Annotated in this window: 17 protein-coding genes; 7 read left to right on the top strand and 10 right to left on the bottom strand. The window is 72.9% G+C overall.

The genetic code is table 11. The features are described 5' to 3' along the window. Positions 1 to 24: 24 nt before the first annotated feature. The 3 genes from AB0D49_RS17950 to AB0D49_RS17940 all read left to right on the top strand — a co-directional run bounded on the left by AB0D49_RS17950 (position 25) and on the right by AB0D49_RS17940 (position 2,630). Positions 25 to 1,164, top strand: coding sequence for a CU044_5270 family protein (locus AB0D49_RS17950; RefSeq protein ID WP_362758106.1), 1,140 nt, complete (start codon positions 25 to 27; stop codon positions 1,162 to 1,164). 111 nt (positions 1,165 to 1,275) lie between these two features. Next, on the top strand, positions 1,276 to 1,788 hold the full coding sequence (locus tag AB0D49_RS17945) for a YbaK/EbsC family protein (protein WP_362758104.1): 513 nt from the start codon (positions 1,276 to 1,278) through the stop codon (positions 1,786 to 1,788). After that, positions 1,785 to 2,630: an EamA family transporter gene (locus AB0D49_RS17940; RefSeq protein WP_362758102.1), complete on the top strand. Its 846-nt coding sequence runs from the start codon at positions 1,785 to 1,787 to the stop codon at positions 2,628 to 2,630. The genes AB0D49_RS17945 and AB0D49_RS17940 overlap by 4 nt, the downstream gene beginning before the upstream one ends. A 225-nt stretch (positions 2,631 to 2,855) precedes the next feature. On the opposite strand, the gene AB0D49_RS17935 is transcribed toward AB0D49_RS17940, so the two are convergent. Then, the gene (locus tag AB0D49_RS17935) at positions 2,856 to 3,692 is read right to left on the bottom strand and encodes a DMT family transporter (protein ID WP_362758396.1); all 837 of its coding nucleotides are present in this window, start codon (positions 3,690 to 3,692) and stop codon (positions 2,856 to 2,858) included. Between the two features lie 126 nt (positions 3,693 to 3,818). Between AB0D49_RS17935 and AB0D49_RS17930 the strand changes: the two genes are divergently transcribed. Together AB0D49_RS17930 and AB0D49_RS17925 are read left to right on the top strand one after the other, a co-directional pair. Continuing rightward, positions 3,819 to 4,508, top strand: a complete 690-nt coding sequence (locus tag AB0D49_RS17930; protein ID WP_362758100.1) for an alpha/beta hydrolase — start codon at positions 3,819 to 3,821, stop codon at positions 4,506 to 4,508. 82 nt (positions 4,509 to 4,590) lie between these two features. Then, positions 4,591 to 4,872, top strand: a complete 282-nt coding sequence (locus AB0D49_RS17925) for a DUF1876 domain-containing protein (RefSeq protein ID WP_362758098.1) — start codon at positions 4,591 to 4,593, stop codon at positions 4,870 to 4,872. A gap of 21 nt (positions 4,873 to 4,893) precedes the next feature. Here the strand turns inward: AB0D49_RS17925 and AB0D49_RS17920 are convergent, their stop codons facing one another. Further along, entirely contained in the window at positions 4,894 to 5,334 is a 441-nt protein-coding gene (locus AB0D49_RS17920) for a Rid family hydrolase (protein WP_362758096.1), read from the bottom strand. 121 nt (positions 5,335 to 5,455) lie between these two features. On the opposite strand from AB0D49_RS17920, the gene AB0D49_RS17915 reads away from it, so the two are divergent. After that, the gene (locus AB0D49_RS17915; RefSeq protein WP_362758094.1) at positions 5,456 to 5,839 is read left to right on the top strand and encodes a helix-turn-helix domain-containing protein; all 384 of its coding nucleotides are present in this window, start codon (positions 5,456 to 5,458) and stop codon (positions 5,837 to 5,839) included. 37 nt (positions 5,840 to 5,876) lie between these two features. Here AB0D49_RS17915 and AB0D49_RS17910 read toward each other — a convergent pair whose 3' ends face one another. The 4 genes from AB0D49_RS17910 to AB0D49_RS17895 all read right to left on the bottom strand — a co-directional run bounded on the left by AB0D49_RS17910 (position 5,877) and on the right by AB0D49_RS17895 (position 9,746). Then, positions 5,877 to 7,046: a serine hydrolase domain-containing protein gene (locus AB0D49_RS17910; protein WP_362758092.1), complete on the bottom strand. Its 1,170-nt coding sequence runs from the start codon at positions 7,044 to 7,046 to the stop codon at positions 5,877 to 5,879. Positions 7,047 to 7,138: 92 nt separating this feature from the next. After that, positions 7,139 to 7,894, bottom strand: a complete 756-nt coding sequence (locus AB0D49_RS17905) for an ABC transporter ATP-binding protein (RefSeq protein WP_362758395.1) — start codon at positions 7,892 to 7,894, stop codon at positions 7,139 to 7,141. A 30-nt stretch (positions 7,895 to 7,924) separates the two neighbouring features. Then, complete coding sequence (gene cbiQ, locus AB0D49_RS17900) at positions 7,925 to 8,686, bottom strand: cobalt ECF transporter T component CbiQ (protein ID WP_362758090.1); 762 nt, start codon at positions 8,684 to 8,686, stop codon at positions 7,925 to 7,927. A gap of 4 nt (positions 8,687 to 8,690) precedes the next feature. Continuing rightward, positions 8,691 to 9,746: an energy-coupling factor ABC transporter permease gene (locus AB0D49_RS17895; protein WP_362758088.1), complete on the bottom strand. Its 1,056-nt coding sequence runs from the start codon at positions 9,744 to 9,746 to the stop codon at positions 8,691 to 8,693. 221 nt (positions 9,747 to 9,967) lie between these two features. Here AB0D49_RS17895 and AB0D49_RS17890 point away from each other — a divergent pair, with 221 nt between their 5' ends. Beyond that, positions 9,968 to 10,327: an SsgA family sporulation/cell division regulator gene (locus AB0D49_RS17890; RefSeq protein ID WP_362758086.1), complete on the top strand. Its 360-nt coding sequence runs from the start codon at positions 9,968 to 9,970 to the stop codon at positions 10,325 to 10,327. 46 nt (positions 10,328 to 10,373) lie between these two features. On the opposite strand, the gene AB0D49_RS17885 is transcribed toward AB0D49_RS17890, so the two are convergent. The 4 genes from AB0D49_RS17885 to AB0D49_RS17870 form a co-directional block, all read right to left on the bottom strand. Continuing rightward, positions 10,374 to 12,050: a penicillin-binding transpeptidase domain-containing protein gene (locus AB0D49_RS17885; RefSeq protein WP_362758084.1), complete on the bottom strand. Its 1,677-nt coding sequence runs from the start codon at positions 12,048 to 12,050 to the stop codon at positions 10,374 to 10,376. Between the two features lie 225 nt (positions 12,051 to 12,275). After that, positions 12,276 to 13,886 (bottom strand): penicillin-binding transpeptidase domain-containing protein, encoded by a 1,611-nt coding sequence (locus AB0D49_RS17880; RefSeq protein ID WP_362758082.1) that lies wholly within the window; start codon positions 13,884 to 13,886, stop codon positions 12,276 to 12,278. 245 nt (positions 13,887 to 14,131) lie between these two features. Further along, on the bottom strand, positions 14,132 to 14,350 hold the full coding sequence (locus AB0D49_RS17875; RefSeq protein WP_362758080.1) for a hypothetical protein: 219 nt from the start codon (positions 14,348 to 14,350) through the stop codon (positions 14,132 to 14,134). 104 nt (positions 14,351 to 14,454) lie between these two features. Then, positions 14,455 to 16,200 (bottom strand): phospholipid carrier-dependent glycosyltransferase, encoded by a 1,746-nt coding sequence (locus AB0D49_RS17870; protein WP_362758079.1) that lies wholly within the window; start codon positions 16,198 to 16,200, stop codon positions 14,455 to 14,457. Positions 16,201 to 16,307 lie beyond the last annotated feature (107 nt).

The raw sequence follows: 16,307 nt of genomic DNA, 5'->3' as shown, positions 1-16,307 counted from the left end.
ATGGGTCGTAGGCAGGATCGAGACATGGATGTGATGGCGCGGCTGGCGGGCGCGCGGCCCGCCCTGCTGGACGAGGGCGCGCGGCCCGACCCCGTGACCCGGGCGCGGGAACTCGCCGTCGCCGTACGGCACGACGCTCCGGTGCCCAGGAAGTCGTGGCGGCCCGTGCGGCCCCGGTGGGCGCTGGCCGCGCTGCCGGTCGCCGCGGCCGTGGCCGTGGCGGTGGTGCAGGGCGGCGGGGGCGGGTCCGGAGTCGCGCCCGGTGGTGGTGGGGGCAACGCCAGTGACTATCTGCTCGCCGCCGCCAGCAAGGTCGAGGCCGGGGGGGAGGGGGCCGGGGGCGCGTACTGGTTCCAGGAGGAGCAACTCGGCACCCTCCACCAGGTGCCCGGCGACGACTACGTCATCGACCAGCGCACCACCAACCGCCAGTGGCTCGCCGAGGAGTCCCAGGACCGGTGGTCGGAGCGGGAGGACCGGGGGACCGGACCCGCTTCCGAGGAGGACGAGAAGGCTTGGCGGGCCGCCGGGGCGCCTGGCAAGTGGACGCTTCCGGCGGCGGACGGCGGTGGCGTCGTCCGGCAGGAGCCCGGCGGGGTCGTGCAGCGGGACGCGCCGAACGACGGCATCGACGTCGTGTCGATCGGCGGGCTGGCCACCGGCCGGCTGGACGGGCTGCCGACCGAACCGGGCGCCCTGCGCGAGGAACTGGAGAAGCGGTCCGACGACACGTTCAGGCCCGCCGAGGGCGGCGGCAAGGACGAGCTGCGGGACCAGATCGTGGTCTGGCAGGCCATCGAGATCGCCGTCCATCAGCCCGCCGACGCCGAACTCCGCGCCGCCGCCTACCGGCTGCTCTCGCAGGAGCCGGGGGTCCGCGACCTCGGGGTCGTCAAGGACCACTCCGGGCGCAAGGGGAACGGTGTCGCCCTGCCCTCCCCAGAGGGGAACACCGAACTGCGGCTCATCCTGGACCGCTCGACCGGCGCCCCGCTCGGCACCCTGACGGTCGCGGTCCGCGCCCACGACGGCTGGAACGAGGGCGAGACCGTCTCGTACACGACGACCGTCGAGCAGCGCTGGACCGATACCGCGCCCGGGTTCCAGAAGGATTCCGGCGCGGTGGGCGATGGCGCCTCGGAGTCGGCGACCCGGGAGCACTGAGCCTGGCGGCGGGGCCGGGGCGGGGGAGACGGTGTCCCCCGTCCCGGCCCCCGTACGCCGGATCTGAAACCTGGTCGCGTGTACCGTGCACGCGGCGCTAGCGTGCCGCCCATGAGCACTCCCGATGCCGCCGGTCCCGAGTCCGCCGCCCACCCCCGGTTCGCCGAGGCGCTGCTCGCCCTCGGGCTCGCGGACGTCGGTGGGCGCGTCCGGCGCTTCCCCGACGCCACCCGTACCGCCGCCGAGGCCGCCGCGGCGATCGGCTGCGAGCTGAGCCAGATCTGCAAGTCGCTGATCTTCGCCGCCGACGGCGTCCCCGTGCTCGTGCTGATGGACGGGGCGTCCCGCGTCGACGTCGAGCGGGTCCGGGAGGAACTGGGCGCCCAGCGGGTCACCCGCGCCAAGGCCGATGTCGTCCGGGAGACCACCGGGTACGCCATCGGCGGCGTCCCGCCCTTCGGGCACCGCAGCCGCACCCGCGTGCTGGCCGACCGGTCGCTGCTCGCGCACGACCTCGTGTGGGCCGCCGCCGGAGACCCGCACACCGTGTTCCCGATGGAGCCGAAAGAGCTGATCGCGCACGCCGGGGCCACCCTGGTGGACGTGCGCGAGCCCCAGGCGTGACCCCGCTCGTCGCCACCGCCGTGCTCGCGGCGGCGGTCACCCACGCCGGGTGGAACGCCATCGCCCACCGCATCACCGACAAACTCGTCGGGTTCACCCTGATATCCGGGGGCGGGCTGCTCATCGGCGCCGCCATCGTGCCGTTCGTCCCCCTCCCCGCCGCCGAGGCCTGGCCGTACCTCGTGCTCTCCGCGCTCATCCACATCGCCTACTACGCCCTGCTCATGCGCTCCTTCCGGCTCGGCGACTTCGGCCAGGCGTACCCCATCGCGCGCGGCACCGCCCCGCTCCTCGTCACCGTCCTCGCCGCGCTCTTCGCCCATGAGGTCCCGGACCGCTGGGCCGCCGCCGGGATCGCCCTGTCCTGCGCCGGACTCACCGGCGTCGCCCTGTGGGGACTGCGCGGCCGGGCCCCGAACTGGGCCGCCATCGGCGCCGCCCTCGCCACCGGCGTCACCATCGCCGCGTACACGGTGGTCGACGGGCTCGGCGTACGCGCCGCCGACTCCCCGCTCGGGTACATCGGCTGGCTGATGATCCTGGAGGGCGCCGTCCTGCCGGTGTACGCCTGGTGGCGGTGGCGCGGGGACACGGTCGCCCGGCTGCGGCCGTTCGCCGTGCTCGGGCTCGTCGGCGCCGCGATGTCGGTCGCCGCGTACGGGCTGGTGCTGTGGGCCCAGACCCAGGCCGAACTGGCGCCCATCGCCGCGCTCCGGGAGTCCTCCATCATCGTCGGCGCCGCCATCGGCGCCGTGCTCTTCAAGGAGCGGTTCGGGCTGCCCAGGATCGCGGCGGCGGGGCTGCTGGTGCTGGGGATCGGGCTGATGCTGCGGTCCGGGTGACGGACACCGGGTCACTCGGCCGCGTCACGCCGGGCCGCCCGCGGCCACATCACGCCGGGGACCCCCGGCCACATCACGCCGGATCGCCCCGGTCCGGGTCACGCCGGGGAACCTCTGGCCAAGTCGCGCCGGAAAACCCCGTCCCGGGTCACGCCGGGGAACCCCCGGCCAAGTCACGCCGGAAAACCCTGGCCGCGTCACGCCAGGTCACGTCACCCGGCGGGTTCACGCCCGATCCGCCGCCCCCGGTGCCTCCCCGAACCGCGCCAGGAGCAGCGCCGCCGTCACCGCCAGCACAAACCCCAGCACCGCCAGCCACGCCAGACCCTCCCGCGTACCGTCCCCCAGCCACACCACCCCCACCAGCCCCGGCCCGATCGTCTCGCCGATCACCATCCCGGCCGTCGCCGTCGTCACCGACCCGCGCTGGAGCGCCGACGTCAGCAGCAGGAACGCCGCGCCCCCGCCCAGCAGCAGCGCGTACACCGCCGGGTCGGCCACCAGCGCCCCCGGCGCCGGGTCGTCGATCAGCCGCACCGACACCTCCACCACCCCGAAACCGAACCCCGCCCCCAGCCCCAGCACCAGCGCCCGCGTCCGGCCGCGCAGCACCCGCCCGCCCACCACCCCGAGCACCAGCACCCCCACCGCCGTCCCCACCATCGCGTACGGCAGCACCGCCGGGCCGGTCAGACCGCCCTGAGCGCCGGACGCCAGCCCCAGCATCGCCAGCCCGGCGCACACCGCCGCCACCGCGCCCCACTCCAGCCCGCTCAGCCGCGCCCCCAGCAGCCGGGCCGCGACCACCGCCGTCACCGCCAGACTCGACGCCAGCGCCGCGCCGACCGCGTACACCGGGATCGAGCGCAGCGCCACGATCTGGAGGACGAAACCCAGCCCGTCCAGCGCCAGCCCCGCCAGATAGCGCCACTGCCGCAGCGCCCGCAGCAGCAGCGCCGCCTCCCCGCCCCGCCCGCCGGTGTCCGCCGCCCGGCGGGCGCCCATCGCCTGCCACACCGTCGCCGTACCGAAGCAGACCGCCGCGCCCAGCGCGCAGAGCATTCCCAGAGCCACGCAGCGAATGTAAGGGGGAGCAGCGTCCGTCTCCGGTTGCACGGCGGCGCCCGGCGCGGTCTGCTGAACCTGCCGACCAGGGGGGTCCCGGAAAGAACCGGAAGGAACATCCCCATGGCCGCCAAGCCCGCCATCGTCCTCGTCCACGGCTTCTGGGGCGGCGCCGCCCACTGGGCCAAGGTCATCCCCGAACTGCACCGCCGGGGCTTCACCGACCTGCACGCCGTCGAGAACCCGCTCACCTCCCTCGCCGAGGACGCCGAACGCACCCGCAAGATGGTCCGGCAGATCGACGGCCCCGTCGTCCTCGTCGGCCACTCCTACGGCGGCGCCGTCATCACCGAGGCCGGCGACCTGCCCAACGTCACCGGGCTCGTCTACATCGCCGCGTTCGCGCCGGACGCCGGGGAGAGCCCCGGGGGGATCAGCCAGGAGAAACCCCCGGCCGCGTTCGACAACATCGCGCCCGACTCCGACGGCTATCTGTGGGTGCGGCAGGACAAGTTCCACGACAGCTTCTGCCAGGACCTCACCGAGGAGGAGGGGCTCGTCATGGGCGTCACCCAGAAGGCGCCGCTCGCCTCCACCTTCGGCGACGCCATCACCGTCCCCGCCTGGCGCGCCAAACCCACCTGGTACCAGGTCTCCACCGGCGACCGCATGATCCACCCGGACAACGAACGCCGGATGGCCGCCCGGATGAACCCCCGCAAGACCATCGAGCTGGACTCCAGCCACGCCTCCCTCGCCTCCCAGCCGGGCCCGGTCACCGATCTGATCGAGGACGCGGCGGGAGCCGTCTGAGCCGATCGCGGGCGGGCCGGACCACATGCGCGCCCGCCCGCCCTGGAGCACCCTGGAAGCAGGTCTTCCGGAGGTGACCGCCATGACGAACCTGCACACCGCCGTGGGATGGCATGTCGAGCTGGAGTTCATGGAGGACGACCAGCACACCCGGGCCGCCGCCCTGGTCCGGCTCCCCGACGGCACGGAGCTGCGCGCCCACGGCCGGGCCAGCCGCCATCACGCCGACTCCAATCAGCCACGGGTCGGCGAGGAGATCGCGGGCGCCCGCGCCCTCAACGAGATCGCCATGCAGCTCCTCAGCAAGGCGCACGGCGAGATCGACGCGGACTCGGGCCGGGTCTCCAGCCCGATCCACGCCTGACGGACGCCGGCGAGACGTCTGCTACCGGCCGCTCGGCAGCCGCACGTCCAGTACGCAGCTGATCTCCACCAGCTGACCGGGGAACGTCAGCCCGGCCACCCCCACGACCGTGCTGACGGGCCAGTGCCCACCGAAGTACGCCCGGTTGCCGTCCGCGACCGCGTCGGCGTACCGGTGCAGGTCGACCACGTACACCACCTGCGAGACCACCTGCGCCCGGGTCGCCCCGTAGTGGCCGAGGACCCGGTCCAGATTCGTGTACGTCAGCGCCAGCTGGGCCGGGAGGTCGTCGGTGTGCGCGAACGTGCCGGACGCGTCCAGCGCGAGCTGCCCGGAGACATGGACCAGGTCCCCGGAGCGGATCGCCTGCGCGTAGCCGAAGGCGCTCTCGGCCGGTATGCCGTGCCGGTGGACATCAGGGGAGGCGGCGGTCGTAGTCGTCATGGAGTCGGTCCCGGTCATGGGGTACGCCCTTCTCGTCGCCCGCGCCGACCGGCACGAGACTCTCTTGTGGTTACTCGGAAACTGTAAGAGAGTGACCCTTGACCTGGAAGAACGCACTTTTTGGTGACAGGGGAACCTCATGGTGACCAAGCGACTGCTGCACGACCTGCCCGAGAACGCCGATCTGCGCCGCGCCGACTCCCTGGCCCGCGAGATCTTCTCGGACGTCGCCAACAAATGGGCCCTGCTGATCATCGAGGCCCTCGGCGACGGCACCCTCCGCTTCAGCGAGCTGCGCCAGGAGGTCGACGGCATCAGCCACAAGATGCTCACCCAGAACCTCCGTATGTTGGAGCGCAACGGCCTGGTCGACCGCAAGGTGTACGCCACCGTCCCGCCCCGCGTCGACTACACCCTCACCGCCCCCGGCCACGCCCTGCGCGCCACCGTCGACACCATCTGCGAGTGGACCCAGCAGCACCTGGGCCGGATCGAGGACGCCCGCCAGCGCTTCGACGGCTGACGGCCCCCCCCCGGGTGAGGCGACCGGTCCCGCCCGCTCAGCGTCCCGCCGAGCAGACCCCCACCGCCCGTACCAGCGCCTGCGCCCTCGGGTCCGCCGTCACGCTCTTGCGGAACCCGTTGGTGACATAGCCGAACGCGATCCCCGACTCCGGATCGGCGAAGCCCAGCGCGCCCCCGCGCCCCGGATGGCCGAAGGAGCCCTCCCCCAGCAGCGGGGACGCGCTGCCGTGCAGCATGTAGCCCAGGCCGAAGCGGGTGCCGACGACCAGGACCCGGTCCGGGCCCGCCGAGCGCTCGCCCCGGGCCAGTTCCACCGTCTCCGGGGTGAACAGCCGTGTCCCGCCGTCCACCGGGCCGATTAGCGAGGCGTAGATCCGGGCCAGTCCGTCCGCCGTCGCGATGCCGTTGGACGCGGGGAGCGCGGCGGCCCGGTAGCCGGGGTCGTTCTCGTCCGGCAGCGGCGTGATCGCGGCGAACGCCCGCCGGGTCAGGGAGTCCGGGTCGGCGTACGCGTCGGACACCGCCCGCTTGGGGCGGGTGCGCAGCCCGCCGGGACCGGTCTCCGGGGTCTCGCCCCGGCCGACCCGGCCCACCCGTCCCGCCACCGCGTCCGGCAGACCGAGCCAGAAGTCCGCGCCGACCGGCCCGGCGATCTCCTCGGCGATCCACTCCCCGACCGGCCGCCCGGTCACCCGCCGCACCAGCTCCGCCGTCAGCCAGCTGTAGGTCTGCGCGTGATACCCGTGGGCCGTGCCCGGCTCCCACGCAGGGGCCTGGGCCGCCACCGCCCGCGCCCCCAGCACCGGGTCCGCCGCCTGCTCGGGCGTCAGCGGACGATCCAGCACCGGCACCCCGGCCCGGTGCGCCAGCACCTGCCAGACCGCCGTACGCTCCTTGCCCGCCGTCTTGTACTCCGGCCACCACTCGCCGACCGGCGCGTCCAGATCCAGTTCCCCGCGCTGGTGCAGCAGCAGGAGTACGGCGGCGGCCACGCCCTTGGTCGCCGAGCGCACGATCTGGGCGGTGCCCCGCTCCCATGGGGCGGTCCCGTCGATGTCCCGGGTCCCGGCCCACAGGTCCACCAGCCGCCGCCCGTCCCGGTAGACGGCGACGGCCGCGCCCCGCTCGCCGAGCGTGGCGAAGTTGCGCACGAACGCGTCCCGCACCGGCTCGAAGCCCTCGGCCACCGTGCCCTGAATCTCCACGCCCGCACCCACCGTCCGTACTCCGTTCCGTCCACCGGCCCCGACAGAGGGTGCAACGCCCCTCCACCGGCCGCGATTCCTGTGCGGGGCGCTCAGTCCCGGCGCGCCGCCGGTACCGACCGGGGATCGAAGCCGTACGGCAGCTCCAGCCGGTGCGCCCGCATCAGCGCCTCGTCCGCGAGGAGTTCGCGGGTGGTGCCGTCCGCCGCGATCACGCCCTCGCTGAGGATCAGGGCACGGGGGCACAGCTCCAGGGCGTACGGCAGGTCGTGGGTGACCATCAGGACGGTCACGTCGAGGGAGCGCAGGATGTCGGCCAGCTCGCGGCGGGACGCCGGGTCGAGGTTGGAGGACGGCTCGTCCAGGACGAGGATCTCCGGCTCCATCGCCAGCACCGTCGCCACCGCCACCCGGCGCCGCTGCCCGAACGACAGATGGTGCGGCGGACGGTCCTTGAACTCCGCCATGCCGACCTGCCCGAGCGCCCGGTCCACCCGCGCCTGAAGCGCGGCGCCCTTCAGCCCGGCCGCCGCCGGTCCGAACGCCACGTCCTCCCGCACGGACGGCATGAAGAGCTGGTCGTCGGGGTCCTGGAAGACGATCCCGACCCGGCGCCGGATCTCCGCCATGTGGTCCCGTCCGACCGGCAGCCCGGCCACCCGGACCGAGCCGGTCCCGCCGGTCAGGATGCCGTTGAGATGGAGTACGAGGGTGGTCTTGCCCGCGCCGTTGGGGCCGAGCAGCGCGACCCGCTCGCCCCGTCCGATCCGGAAGTCCACACCGAACAGCGCCTGATGCCCGTCGGGGTAGGCGAACGCCAGCCCGGCGACCTCCAGCGAGGCGGTCATGTCATCCACAGGGTCTGTCTCCCGCTTCACTCACAGCATCCATCCCAGCAGACACACCACCAGCGCCGACACCGGCAGCGCCAGCGCGTACGACCACTGCGCCCGGTCCGCCCGCACCTCGTCGATCACCGGCATCGCACCCGCGTACCCCCGGCTGATCATGGCCAGATGGACCCGCTCCCCGCGTTCGTAGGAGCGGATGAACAGCGCGCCCGCCGACTTCGCGAGCACGCCCCAGTGCCGGAGCCCGCGGGCCGTGAAGCCCCTCGACTCCCGGGCGATCCGCATCCGCCGCATCTCGTCGGTGATCACATCGCCGTAGCGGATCATGAAGGACGCGATCTGCACCAGGAGCGGGGGCAGCCGCAGCCGCTGGAGGCCGAGCAGCAGCGCCCGCAGTTCGGTGGTGGCGGCGAGGAGTACCGACGCGGCGACCCCGAGCGTGCCCTTGGCCAGCACGTTCCAGGCGCCCCAGAGTCCATTGACGCTCAGCGAAAGACCGAGCACCTCCGTGCGCTCGCCCTGCGCCACGAACGGCAGCAGGACCGCGAACGCCACGAACGGCACCTCGATCAGCAGTCGGCGCAGCAGGAACCCGGCGGGGACCCGGGCGAGCGCGGCGACGGCCGCCAGCAGCACGGCGTACAGCCCGAACGCCCACATCGCGGTGCGCGGGGTGGACACCACGACCACCACGAAGGCGAACACCGCGGCGATCTTGGTGTGCGGCGGCAGCCCGTGCACGGGCGAGTCCCCGTGCCGGTACAGCCGGTGCGCGTGTCCCGCCCCCATGGGCTCAGGCGTCCCCGCCGGTGGACGCGGGGGCGGTGTCGTCGGCCCGGCGGCGGCGGACCGCCCAGAAGACCGCGCCGCCCGCGACGACGGTCGCACCGACGCCGATCACGCCCGCGAGGCCCCCGGAGAGCCGGGCGTCGTCCACGTCCCGGACGCCGTAGTCGGCGAGCGGTGAGTCGGCGTTGGCGTGCTCCTCGGCGGAGTCCGCGAAGCCCTTGTCCTCGGCGACCCGCTCCAGCCCGTCCGGGCTCGCGGACGCGTAGAAGCTGACGAACCCGGCCAGCACCAGGGAGACGGCCAGCCCGGAGAGCAGCAGGGTACGGCGGGAGGCGCGGGGCGCGGCCACCGGCTCGGGCGCGGCGGCGGGCGCGTCCACCAGTTCGCCGCCCACCCGCAGCTTCAGCGGCTGCCGCAGGTCCCGCGCCCCGTACACCAGGTCCGGTCGTACGGCGATCACCGCGCCGACGGTGAGCGCGGTGATGACCGCCTCCCCGATCCCGATCAGTACATGGACGCCGCCCATGGCCGCGGCGACCGTGCCCAGCGGGACATCGGTCGTGCCGCCGATCGCGTAGAACCCGACGAAGGCGAGGGCGGCGGCCGGGACCGACACCAGCGCGGCCACGAAGGACGCGGCCGTCACCGAGCCGGGCCGCCGGGGCGCCACCTTGACCAGCGCGCGGAAGACCGCGTACGCGACGACGACCCCGATCACCGACATGTTCGTGATGTTCACGCCGAGCGCGGTCAGCCCGCCGTCCGCGAACAGCACGCCCTGCATCAGCAGCACCACGGAGATACAGAGCACCCCGGTGTACGGGCCGACCAGGATCGCGGCCAGCGCCCCGCCCAGCAGATGCCCGCTGGTCCCGGCGGCGACCGGGAAGTTCAGCATCTGCACCGCGAAGATGAACGCGGCGACCAGCCCGGCCAGCGGCGCGGTGCGTTCATCCAGCTCCTTGCGCGCCCCACGCAGGGACACCGCGACGGCGCCCGCCGCGACGACGCCCGCCACCGCGGAGGTGGGGGCGTCGATGAATCCGTCAGGTACATGCACAGGGCGATGATTGACCTGTTGCGAAGCCTGTGCAAGAGCGTGCGGGTGTCGAGAACATCTCGTGTGCGTATACGGGGACCGGCGCCGGAGCGATCCTCGCCGGGCCTCCCGGTGCCTCTCGGTGCCTCTCCAGGGGCGGTATCAGGAAAATGTGCGACATTGGATGCGGGGCGGGATCGCACAACTTTCACACAGGTCACACTGGGTAAAGGGGCCGTCCGATGTCCGCAGTCGAACAGTACGCACGAGCCCATATCGTCACCGACGCCGACATTCCCGACGAACCCGACACCGTGCCCGTCGTGCTGCGCTACGACCCGGAGGCGGACCCCCGCTCGGTGCGCATCGGACTGCCCGGCCCGCCCGGACCCCATGAGTGGACCTTCGACCGCACCCTGCTGGAACAGGGCCTGCGCGAACCGGCCGGTTCGGGCGAGGTCAAGATCTGGCCGTGCGGCCGGGTCCAGGCCGTGGTGGAGTTCCACTCGGCGCAGGGCGTGTCGGTCGTGCAGTTCGACGCGAAGACGCTGATGCGGTTCCTGCGGCGGACGTATCTGGCGGGCGAGCCGATCGCCGGGTGACATCCGGCCCCGGCAGGGAACAGGAAAGGCGTCCCGACCGGCCGGGTCAGCCGTCGCCCAGCTTGAGCAGCGCCGCCACCATCGGACCCGCCGTCTCCCCGCCGTGGCCGCCCTGCTGCACCACCCCGGCCGCCGCCAGATCGCCCCGGTACGCGGTGAACCAGCCGTTGGGCTTCTCCTGCCCGTCGACCTCCGCCGACCCGGTCTTCGCCCCGGTGTCCCCGCCCACCCCGGCCATCGCCTGCGCCGCGGTGCCGGACGCCGCCGTATAGGCCATCAGCTCCCGCAACTGCCCCACCGTGTCCGCGGACATCGTGCGCGGGGCGGTCGCCAGCGTCCGGCCGTCCACCGACGGGTCGACCAGATACGGCTGGTGGAAGGCGCCCGCCTGGACGGTCGCGGAGACCGACGCCATGTTCAGCGGGTTCATCCGGACGCCGCCCTGACCGATCAGCGACGCCGCCATCTGCGCCTGTGACTGCACCGGCACCGCACCGTCGAAGGTCGGCACCCCGATCGCCCAGTCGTCCCGGCCAAGCCCGAAGACCTGCTGGGCCTGCTTGGTCAGATCGTCGTCCTTGAGCTTCGGTGCCCGGCTGATGAAGGCGGTGTTGCACGAGCGGGCGAAACTCGCCTTGAACGTGCCGTCCTTGATCTCGAACTTGTCGTCGTTCTGGAACTTCCAGTGCCCGTAGGTGAAGAACTTCGGGCAGGGGTGGGGCTTGTCCACCGCCGCGAGATCCTTCTCGATCAGCAGCGAGGCGGTGATCACCTTCATCGTGGAGCCGGGCGCCAGCGACCCCAGGAACGCGGTGTTGAAGCCCGGGTCGGCGTTGGCGAACGCGAGGATCTCACCGGTCGACGGCCGGGTCACCACCACGGACGACCGTGCCCGCTTCTTCACCTGCGCCTCGGCCGCCGCCTGGAGCGACGGGCTGAGCGTCGTCTCGACCGTGCCCGGCGTGCCCTCGCTCAGCTCCAGCAGCGTGGTGTCGGAGGCGTCCTTCGCCTTGGACTGCTTGCCCCGCACCACCCGGAGTTCGACGCCCGCCCTACCGCCGGCCGTCTTGCCGTACTTCTCGCGCAGCCCGTCCAGGACCGGCCGCAGCGACGGGTACTCCTTCGCCGTCAGCTCACCGCCGTCCCGGTCCAGCGCCTTGACCGGCGGAGTACCGGCCGCGCCGGTGACCAGGGTGTCGCCGTCCTGGAGTCCGGGATGGACCACGGCGGAGTGCCACGCGACCAGCGGGACGCCGTCCGCCGCGCGGCGGGTGACGGTGAGGGCGCTGGTGTACGACAGCGGCTTGCTGACCTCGGGGGTGCCCCCGGTGACCGTGCCCTTGACGGTGAACGGCACCTTGTCGCCCTGGCGGGCGCCGGGGGTCAGGGTCACGCCGCCGATCCTGGCGTCCTTGGTGTACCCGGTGAGCAGCGGCTTCGCCGCGGCCGGGTCGTCGGTGGCAGCGGCGGCTGCGGTGACATCGCCGCGCTGCCAGGCGGTGAGGAAGGTCCGGGCCGCGGTGGTGACCTCGGTGGCCGACAGGGGGCCGGACTTCACGGACTTGGTGCGGTTCCCGGCGGATGTGTGGTCCTCGGCGGCGGCACCGCCCCCGTAGAGCGCGTAGCCGCCCAGACCGGCGCCGCCGACGACCACGGCGACCACACCGCCGATGACGGCGGGCCGGGTCCTGCGTCGCTCCACGACGCGCCTTCTGTTGCCCACGCTGGTTCCGACCTCAATCTCGCTCGTCCATGGATTCCTCGCGGCGCCGGGGGACACCGACCGACACCGACAGACACCGCCTCCGGGTCGCCGCGCCGTCACCGTGCCAACGAGCGCGTCACCCGGGAGTCCCGTGCCGCGCGGGTGACGTGGGCGACTCCGCCGCGCTCCGCCGCCCGGGAAGGGGCGCTGCCCGCCCGCCCGCCGCACGGCCCGGGAAGGGGGCTACTCGCCCGCCCGCAGCACCGCCGCCACGATCGGGCCCGCGGTCTCCCCGCCGTGCCCGCCCTGCTCCGACATGGCCGCCGCGGCGACATCGTCCCGGTAGCCGGTGAACCAGCTGTTGGCCACCGACTGGCCGTCCACCTCCGCCGACCCCGTCTTCGCGCCGATGCTGCCGCTCAGCCCCGACATCGCCGCCGCGGCCGTCCCGCTGACCGCCGTGCGGTTCATCATCGAGCGGAGCTGGGAGACCGTCCCGTCCGACAGCCCGTCGGCGGTCGCCAGCTCACGGTCGTCCAGGGACTGCGGCACGATCACCGGCTGGCGGAAGGTGCCGGTGATCGCCGTGGCCGTCACCGACGCCATGTTCAGCGGGTTCATCTGCACCTTGCCCTGGCCGATCAGATTGGCCGCCTTGTCCGGCCCCTCGACGGCCGGGACCGAACCGTCGAACGACGGGACGCCGGTCTTCCAGTTGTTCTTGCCGAGCCCGAACCGTTCCTGCGCCTCCTTGGTGACGGAGTCGGCCTTCAGCTCGTCGGTGTACTCGATGAACCCGGTGTTGCAGGACCGCGCGAACGTCTCCGCCAGCGTCGCGCCCTCGTTGGGCTCGATCGTGTCCAGGTTCTTGAAGGTCTGGCCCTCCCACAGCGTCGAGTCCGGACAGGGCGCGGGACCCTGCTCGGAGGTCAGCCCGGCGTCGATGAGGGTGGCCGCGGTGAGGATCTTCATGGTGGAGCCGGGCGCGCCCTCGCCGAGGAAGGCCGCGTTCCAGCCGTCCTTGCGGTTGTTGGCGACGGCGAGCACCTCACCGGTGCTGGGCTTCACCGCCACGACCGACGACTCGTCGTACGCGCCGACCGCCTTCTCCGCCGCCGTCTGCGCCGTCGCGCTCAGCGTGGTGGTCAGCTTGCCCGGCTCGCCCTCGGCGAGGGTGAGCAGCGGGGTGTCGGCGGCGCCGCTCTTGGTGTGCCGGATCGCCAGCTCGACGCCCGGGGTGCCGCCCGCCTTGCTGCCGTACTTGGCGCGCAGCTCGTCCAGGATCGGGCCCAGCGAGGGGTACTTCTTCGCGGTGAGGACCTTGCCGTCACGGTCGACGGCCTCGATCGGCGGCTGCGCCGACGGCCCGGTCATCAGGGTGTCGCCGTCCTTGAGGTCCGGATGCACCACCGACGGCTCCCAGTCGACCAGCGCCTTGCCGGTGGTCTTGCCGCGGACGACGGTGAGCGTGCTGTCGTAGGCGAGCGGCTTGCTCTTGCCGTCGTAGGACACGGTGGCCTTCACCGCGTAGGGGACCGTGGTGCCGGTGACCGTGCCCGGGGTGATCTTCACCTCCGTGATCCGGGCCTCCTGCCCGAAGGCGTTGAGGACCGGTTGCGCGGCTGCGGCGTTGTTGGTCAGCGCGGCGGCGGCGGTGCCGTCGGCCTTCTCCCAGGCCGCGAAGAAGTCGCCGCTGGTCTCCTCGACCTCGTCGGCGCTCGGCGGTCCGGTCCGCACCTCCGACCCGGAGCCGTCGCCCATCGCGGACACGAAGGTGAACGCCCCGTATCCGGCGGCGCCCACCATCCCGGCGAACACCGTTCCCACGACGGTCCTCTTGACCCCCTTGCGCATGAAGACGTCCTCCCCGATTCCCCGTTCGGTCCCGTGCTGCTCCGCCCCGGCGACACGCGGACATGCTGAACGCGCTCAGGAAACCGGGCGTGTCGAACTGTAAGTGCCAGGAGGGCACACTGTGACGGCTGTTGCCGGACAGTGGCAGAACAGAGACATGGAGTGCGCGCCGAGTCGGTGCATATGGCACCTATGGGATGTCCGGTGGGATGCCTCGCGGTACGTCCGTGGGCTGTCCCGCGCGGTCAGTCCGACTCCGGCAGCGGCACCCAAGTCGAGGCGCCCGGCGTCCGCCCCGCCGGAGGGTAGTCGCAGTCGATGCTGCTGATCTCCCGGTCCCCGTCCGTGTCGATCACCGCGACCCCGGTGCACACCCGGCCGTGCTCATCGGTCCAGGTCACCGCCTCGCTCCGGTCGGAACACCCGGCGAGCAGCAACACCCCCGCGAGCCCCGCCCCGGCCATGGCCGCCCGTCCTCCCACACCCCGCACGACAACCCCCACGAGCCGACGACACCGGACACCGCGCCCGGCCGACTCCCTTGGTACCCGCCCGAGTTGAACGCCGTCTACACCCAGGTGTCCAGCCACATCCGCGACCGCCAGTCGTCGATGGGGATGGACTGGCCCGTGTAGATCGGCCAGAAGTAGATGAAGTTCCAGGCGATGAGCAGCACCAGCACGCCCGCTCCCGTCGCGCCCGCCACCCGGCGGCCCTCCGAGGAGCGGGGTGGTCCGATCAGCGCGCCCAGCAGCATCGCCACCGCCAGACACAGGAACGGGACGAAGACGACGGCGTAGAAGAGGAAGATCGTGCGCTCCTGGTAAAGGAACCAGGGGACGTACCCGGCGGCGATGGCGCAGGCGATGGCGCCCGCCCGCCAGTCGCGGCGGAAGAACCAGCGCCACAGGACGTACGCGAGGGCGAAGATCCCCACCCACCACAGCATCGGTGTGCCCAGGGCGAGGACCTCGCTGGCGCACTTCTCCCCGGCGTCCACCGGACAGCCGCCGGTGCCGGGGGCGGGGGACTCGTAGTAGTAGGAGACGGGGCGGCCGAGGACCAGCCAGCTCCACGGGTTGGACTGGTAGGTGTGCGGCGAGTCCAGGTCCACATGGAACTGGTAGACCTGCGACTCGTAGTGCCACAGACTGCGCAGCCAGTCCGGGAACAGCCATCCCCAGGCGCTCTCGCGGCCGTCGGTGGCGGCCCAGTTGCGGTAGTAGCCGCCGGTGCCGTCGGTGGGGGAGAGGAGCCAGCCGAGCCAGGTCGTGAGGTACGTGACGACCATGACCGGGACGAGCGCGACGAACGCGAGGCCGAGGTCGTACTTGAGGACCGCGAGGTAGGGGTGGCGGGCGCCCGCCACCTTGCGGGCGCCGACGTCCCACAGGACCGTCATCACGGCGAACGCGGCCAGCACGTACAGGCCGTTCCACTTGGTCGCCACCGCCAGGCCCAGCATCACCCCGGCCGCCCAGCGCCAGGGGCGCAGCCCCAGGAAGGCGGTGTCGGCGGTCCGCGCGTCCGGGCGGACCCGGCCGTCCGCGTCCACCGGCAGCGCGGCGGCCAGCCGGGCCCGCGCCTTGTCCCGGTCCACCACCAGACAGCCGAAGGCGGCCACCACGAAGAACATCAGCACGCCGTCCAGCAGCGCCGTACGGCTCATCACGAAGTGCAGACCGTCGATCGCGAGCAGCGCGCCCGCGACACAGCCGAGGAACGTGGAGCGCAGCAGACGGCGGCCGATCCGGCAGATCAGCAGCACCGAAAGGGTGCCGAGCACCGCGGTCATGAACCGCCAGCCGAACGGATCGAAGCCGAACATCAGCTCGCCGAGCCCGATGACGTACTTCCCGACCGGCGGATGCACCACATAGGCCGCGTCGGTGGGGATCGGGACGTTCCCGCCGTTCGACAGGATCAGCTCGTTGACGTTCTTGTCCCAGTTGACCTCGAAGCCCCGGTGGACGAGCGCCCACGCGTCCTTCGCGTAGTACGTCTCGTCGAATATCACCGCCTTCGGACTGCCCAGGTTCCAGAACCGCAGCACCCCCGCGAACAGGGTGACCAGCAGCGGACCGCCCCAGCCCGCCCAGCGCACCAGCCGGGTGGCCGTCCCGTGCGAGAACCCGAGCGCCGCCCACAGCCGGGGGCTCGGCTCCGCGTACGGCGGCACCAGCCGTTCCCGGACATCGTCGCCGCCGGCCCGTCCCGCGTAGCCGAAACGGCGCAGCCGCTGCTGCCACGCCGGCCGCTGGTCGGGCGGGGCCTGGTCATGCCGGGTGTCCGTGGAGGACGCGGTACTGGTCACCGCGCCATCGTAGGGAACGGTGCTGTGCGAGTCCCGCGCATGGGCGGGATGGGGGGCGATGCGCCCGGTTCGTGGTGATCCGGCGCGGGACCGGGGCGGCGGCGCGT

The organism is Streptomyces sp. NPDC048290, from assembly GCF_040652095.1.
Lineage (GTDB): Bacteria > Actinomycetota > Actinomycetes > Streptomycetales > Streptomycetaceae > Streptomyces.
Note: the sequence above shows the minus strand (reverse complement) of the source record. Positions and strands in the feature narration are given on the sequence as shown.

Coding starts and splice junctions, on each gene's coding strand:
- AB0D49_RS17950 (WP_362758106.1), top strand. CDS start 25: ATGGATGTGATGGCGCGGCTGGCGGGCGCGCGGCCCGCCCTGCTGGAC.
- AB0D49_RS17915 (WP_362758094.1), top strand. CDS start 5,456: ATGGTGACCAAGCGACTGCTGCACGACCTGCCCGAGAACGCCGATCTG.
- AB0D49_RS17925 (WP_362758098.1), top strand. CDS start 4,591: ATGACGAACCTGCACACCGCCGTGGGATGGCATGTCGAGCTGGAGTTC.
- AB0D49_RS17920 (WP_362758096.1), bottom strand. CDS start 5,334: ATGACCGGGACCGACTCCATGACGACTACGACCGCCGCCTCCCCTGAT.
- cbiQ (WP_362758090.1), bottom strand. CDS start 8,686: ATGGGGGCGGGACACGCGCACCGGCTGTACCGGCACGGGGACTCGCCC.
- AB0D49_RS17905 (WP_362758395.1), bottom strand. CDS start 7,894: ATGACCGCCTCGCTGGAGGTCGCCGGGCTGGCGTTCGCCTACCCCGAC.
- AB0D49_RS17935 (WP_362758396.1), bottom strand. CDS start 3,692: ATGCTCTGCGCGCTGGGCGCGGCGGTCTGCTTCGGTACGGCGACGGTG.
- AB0D49_RS17890 (WP_362758086.1), top strand. CDS start 9,968: ATGTCCGCAGTCGAACAGTACGCACGAGCCCATATCGTCACCGACGCC.
- AB0D49_RS17875 (WP_362758080.1), bottom strand. CDS start 14,350: ATGGCCGGGGCGGGGCTCGCGGGGGTGTTGCTGCTCGCCGGGTGTTCC.
- AB0D49_RS17945 (WP_362758104.1), top strand. CDS start 1,276: ATGAGCACTCCCGATGCCGCCGGTCCCGAGTCCGCCGCCCACCCCCGG.
- AB0D49_RS17930 (WP_362758100.1), top strand. CDS start 3,819: ATGGCCGCCAAGCCCGCCATCGTCCTCGTCCACGGCTTCTGGGGCGGC.
- AB0D49_RS17880 (WP_362758082.1), bottom strand. CDS start 13,886: ATGCGCAAGGGGGTCAAGAGGACCGTCGTGGGAACGGTGTTCGCCGGG.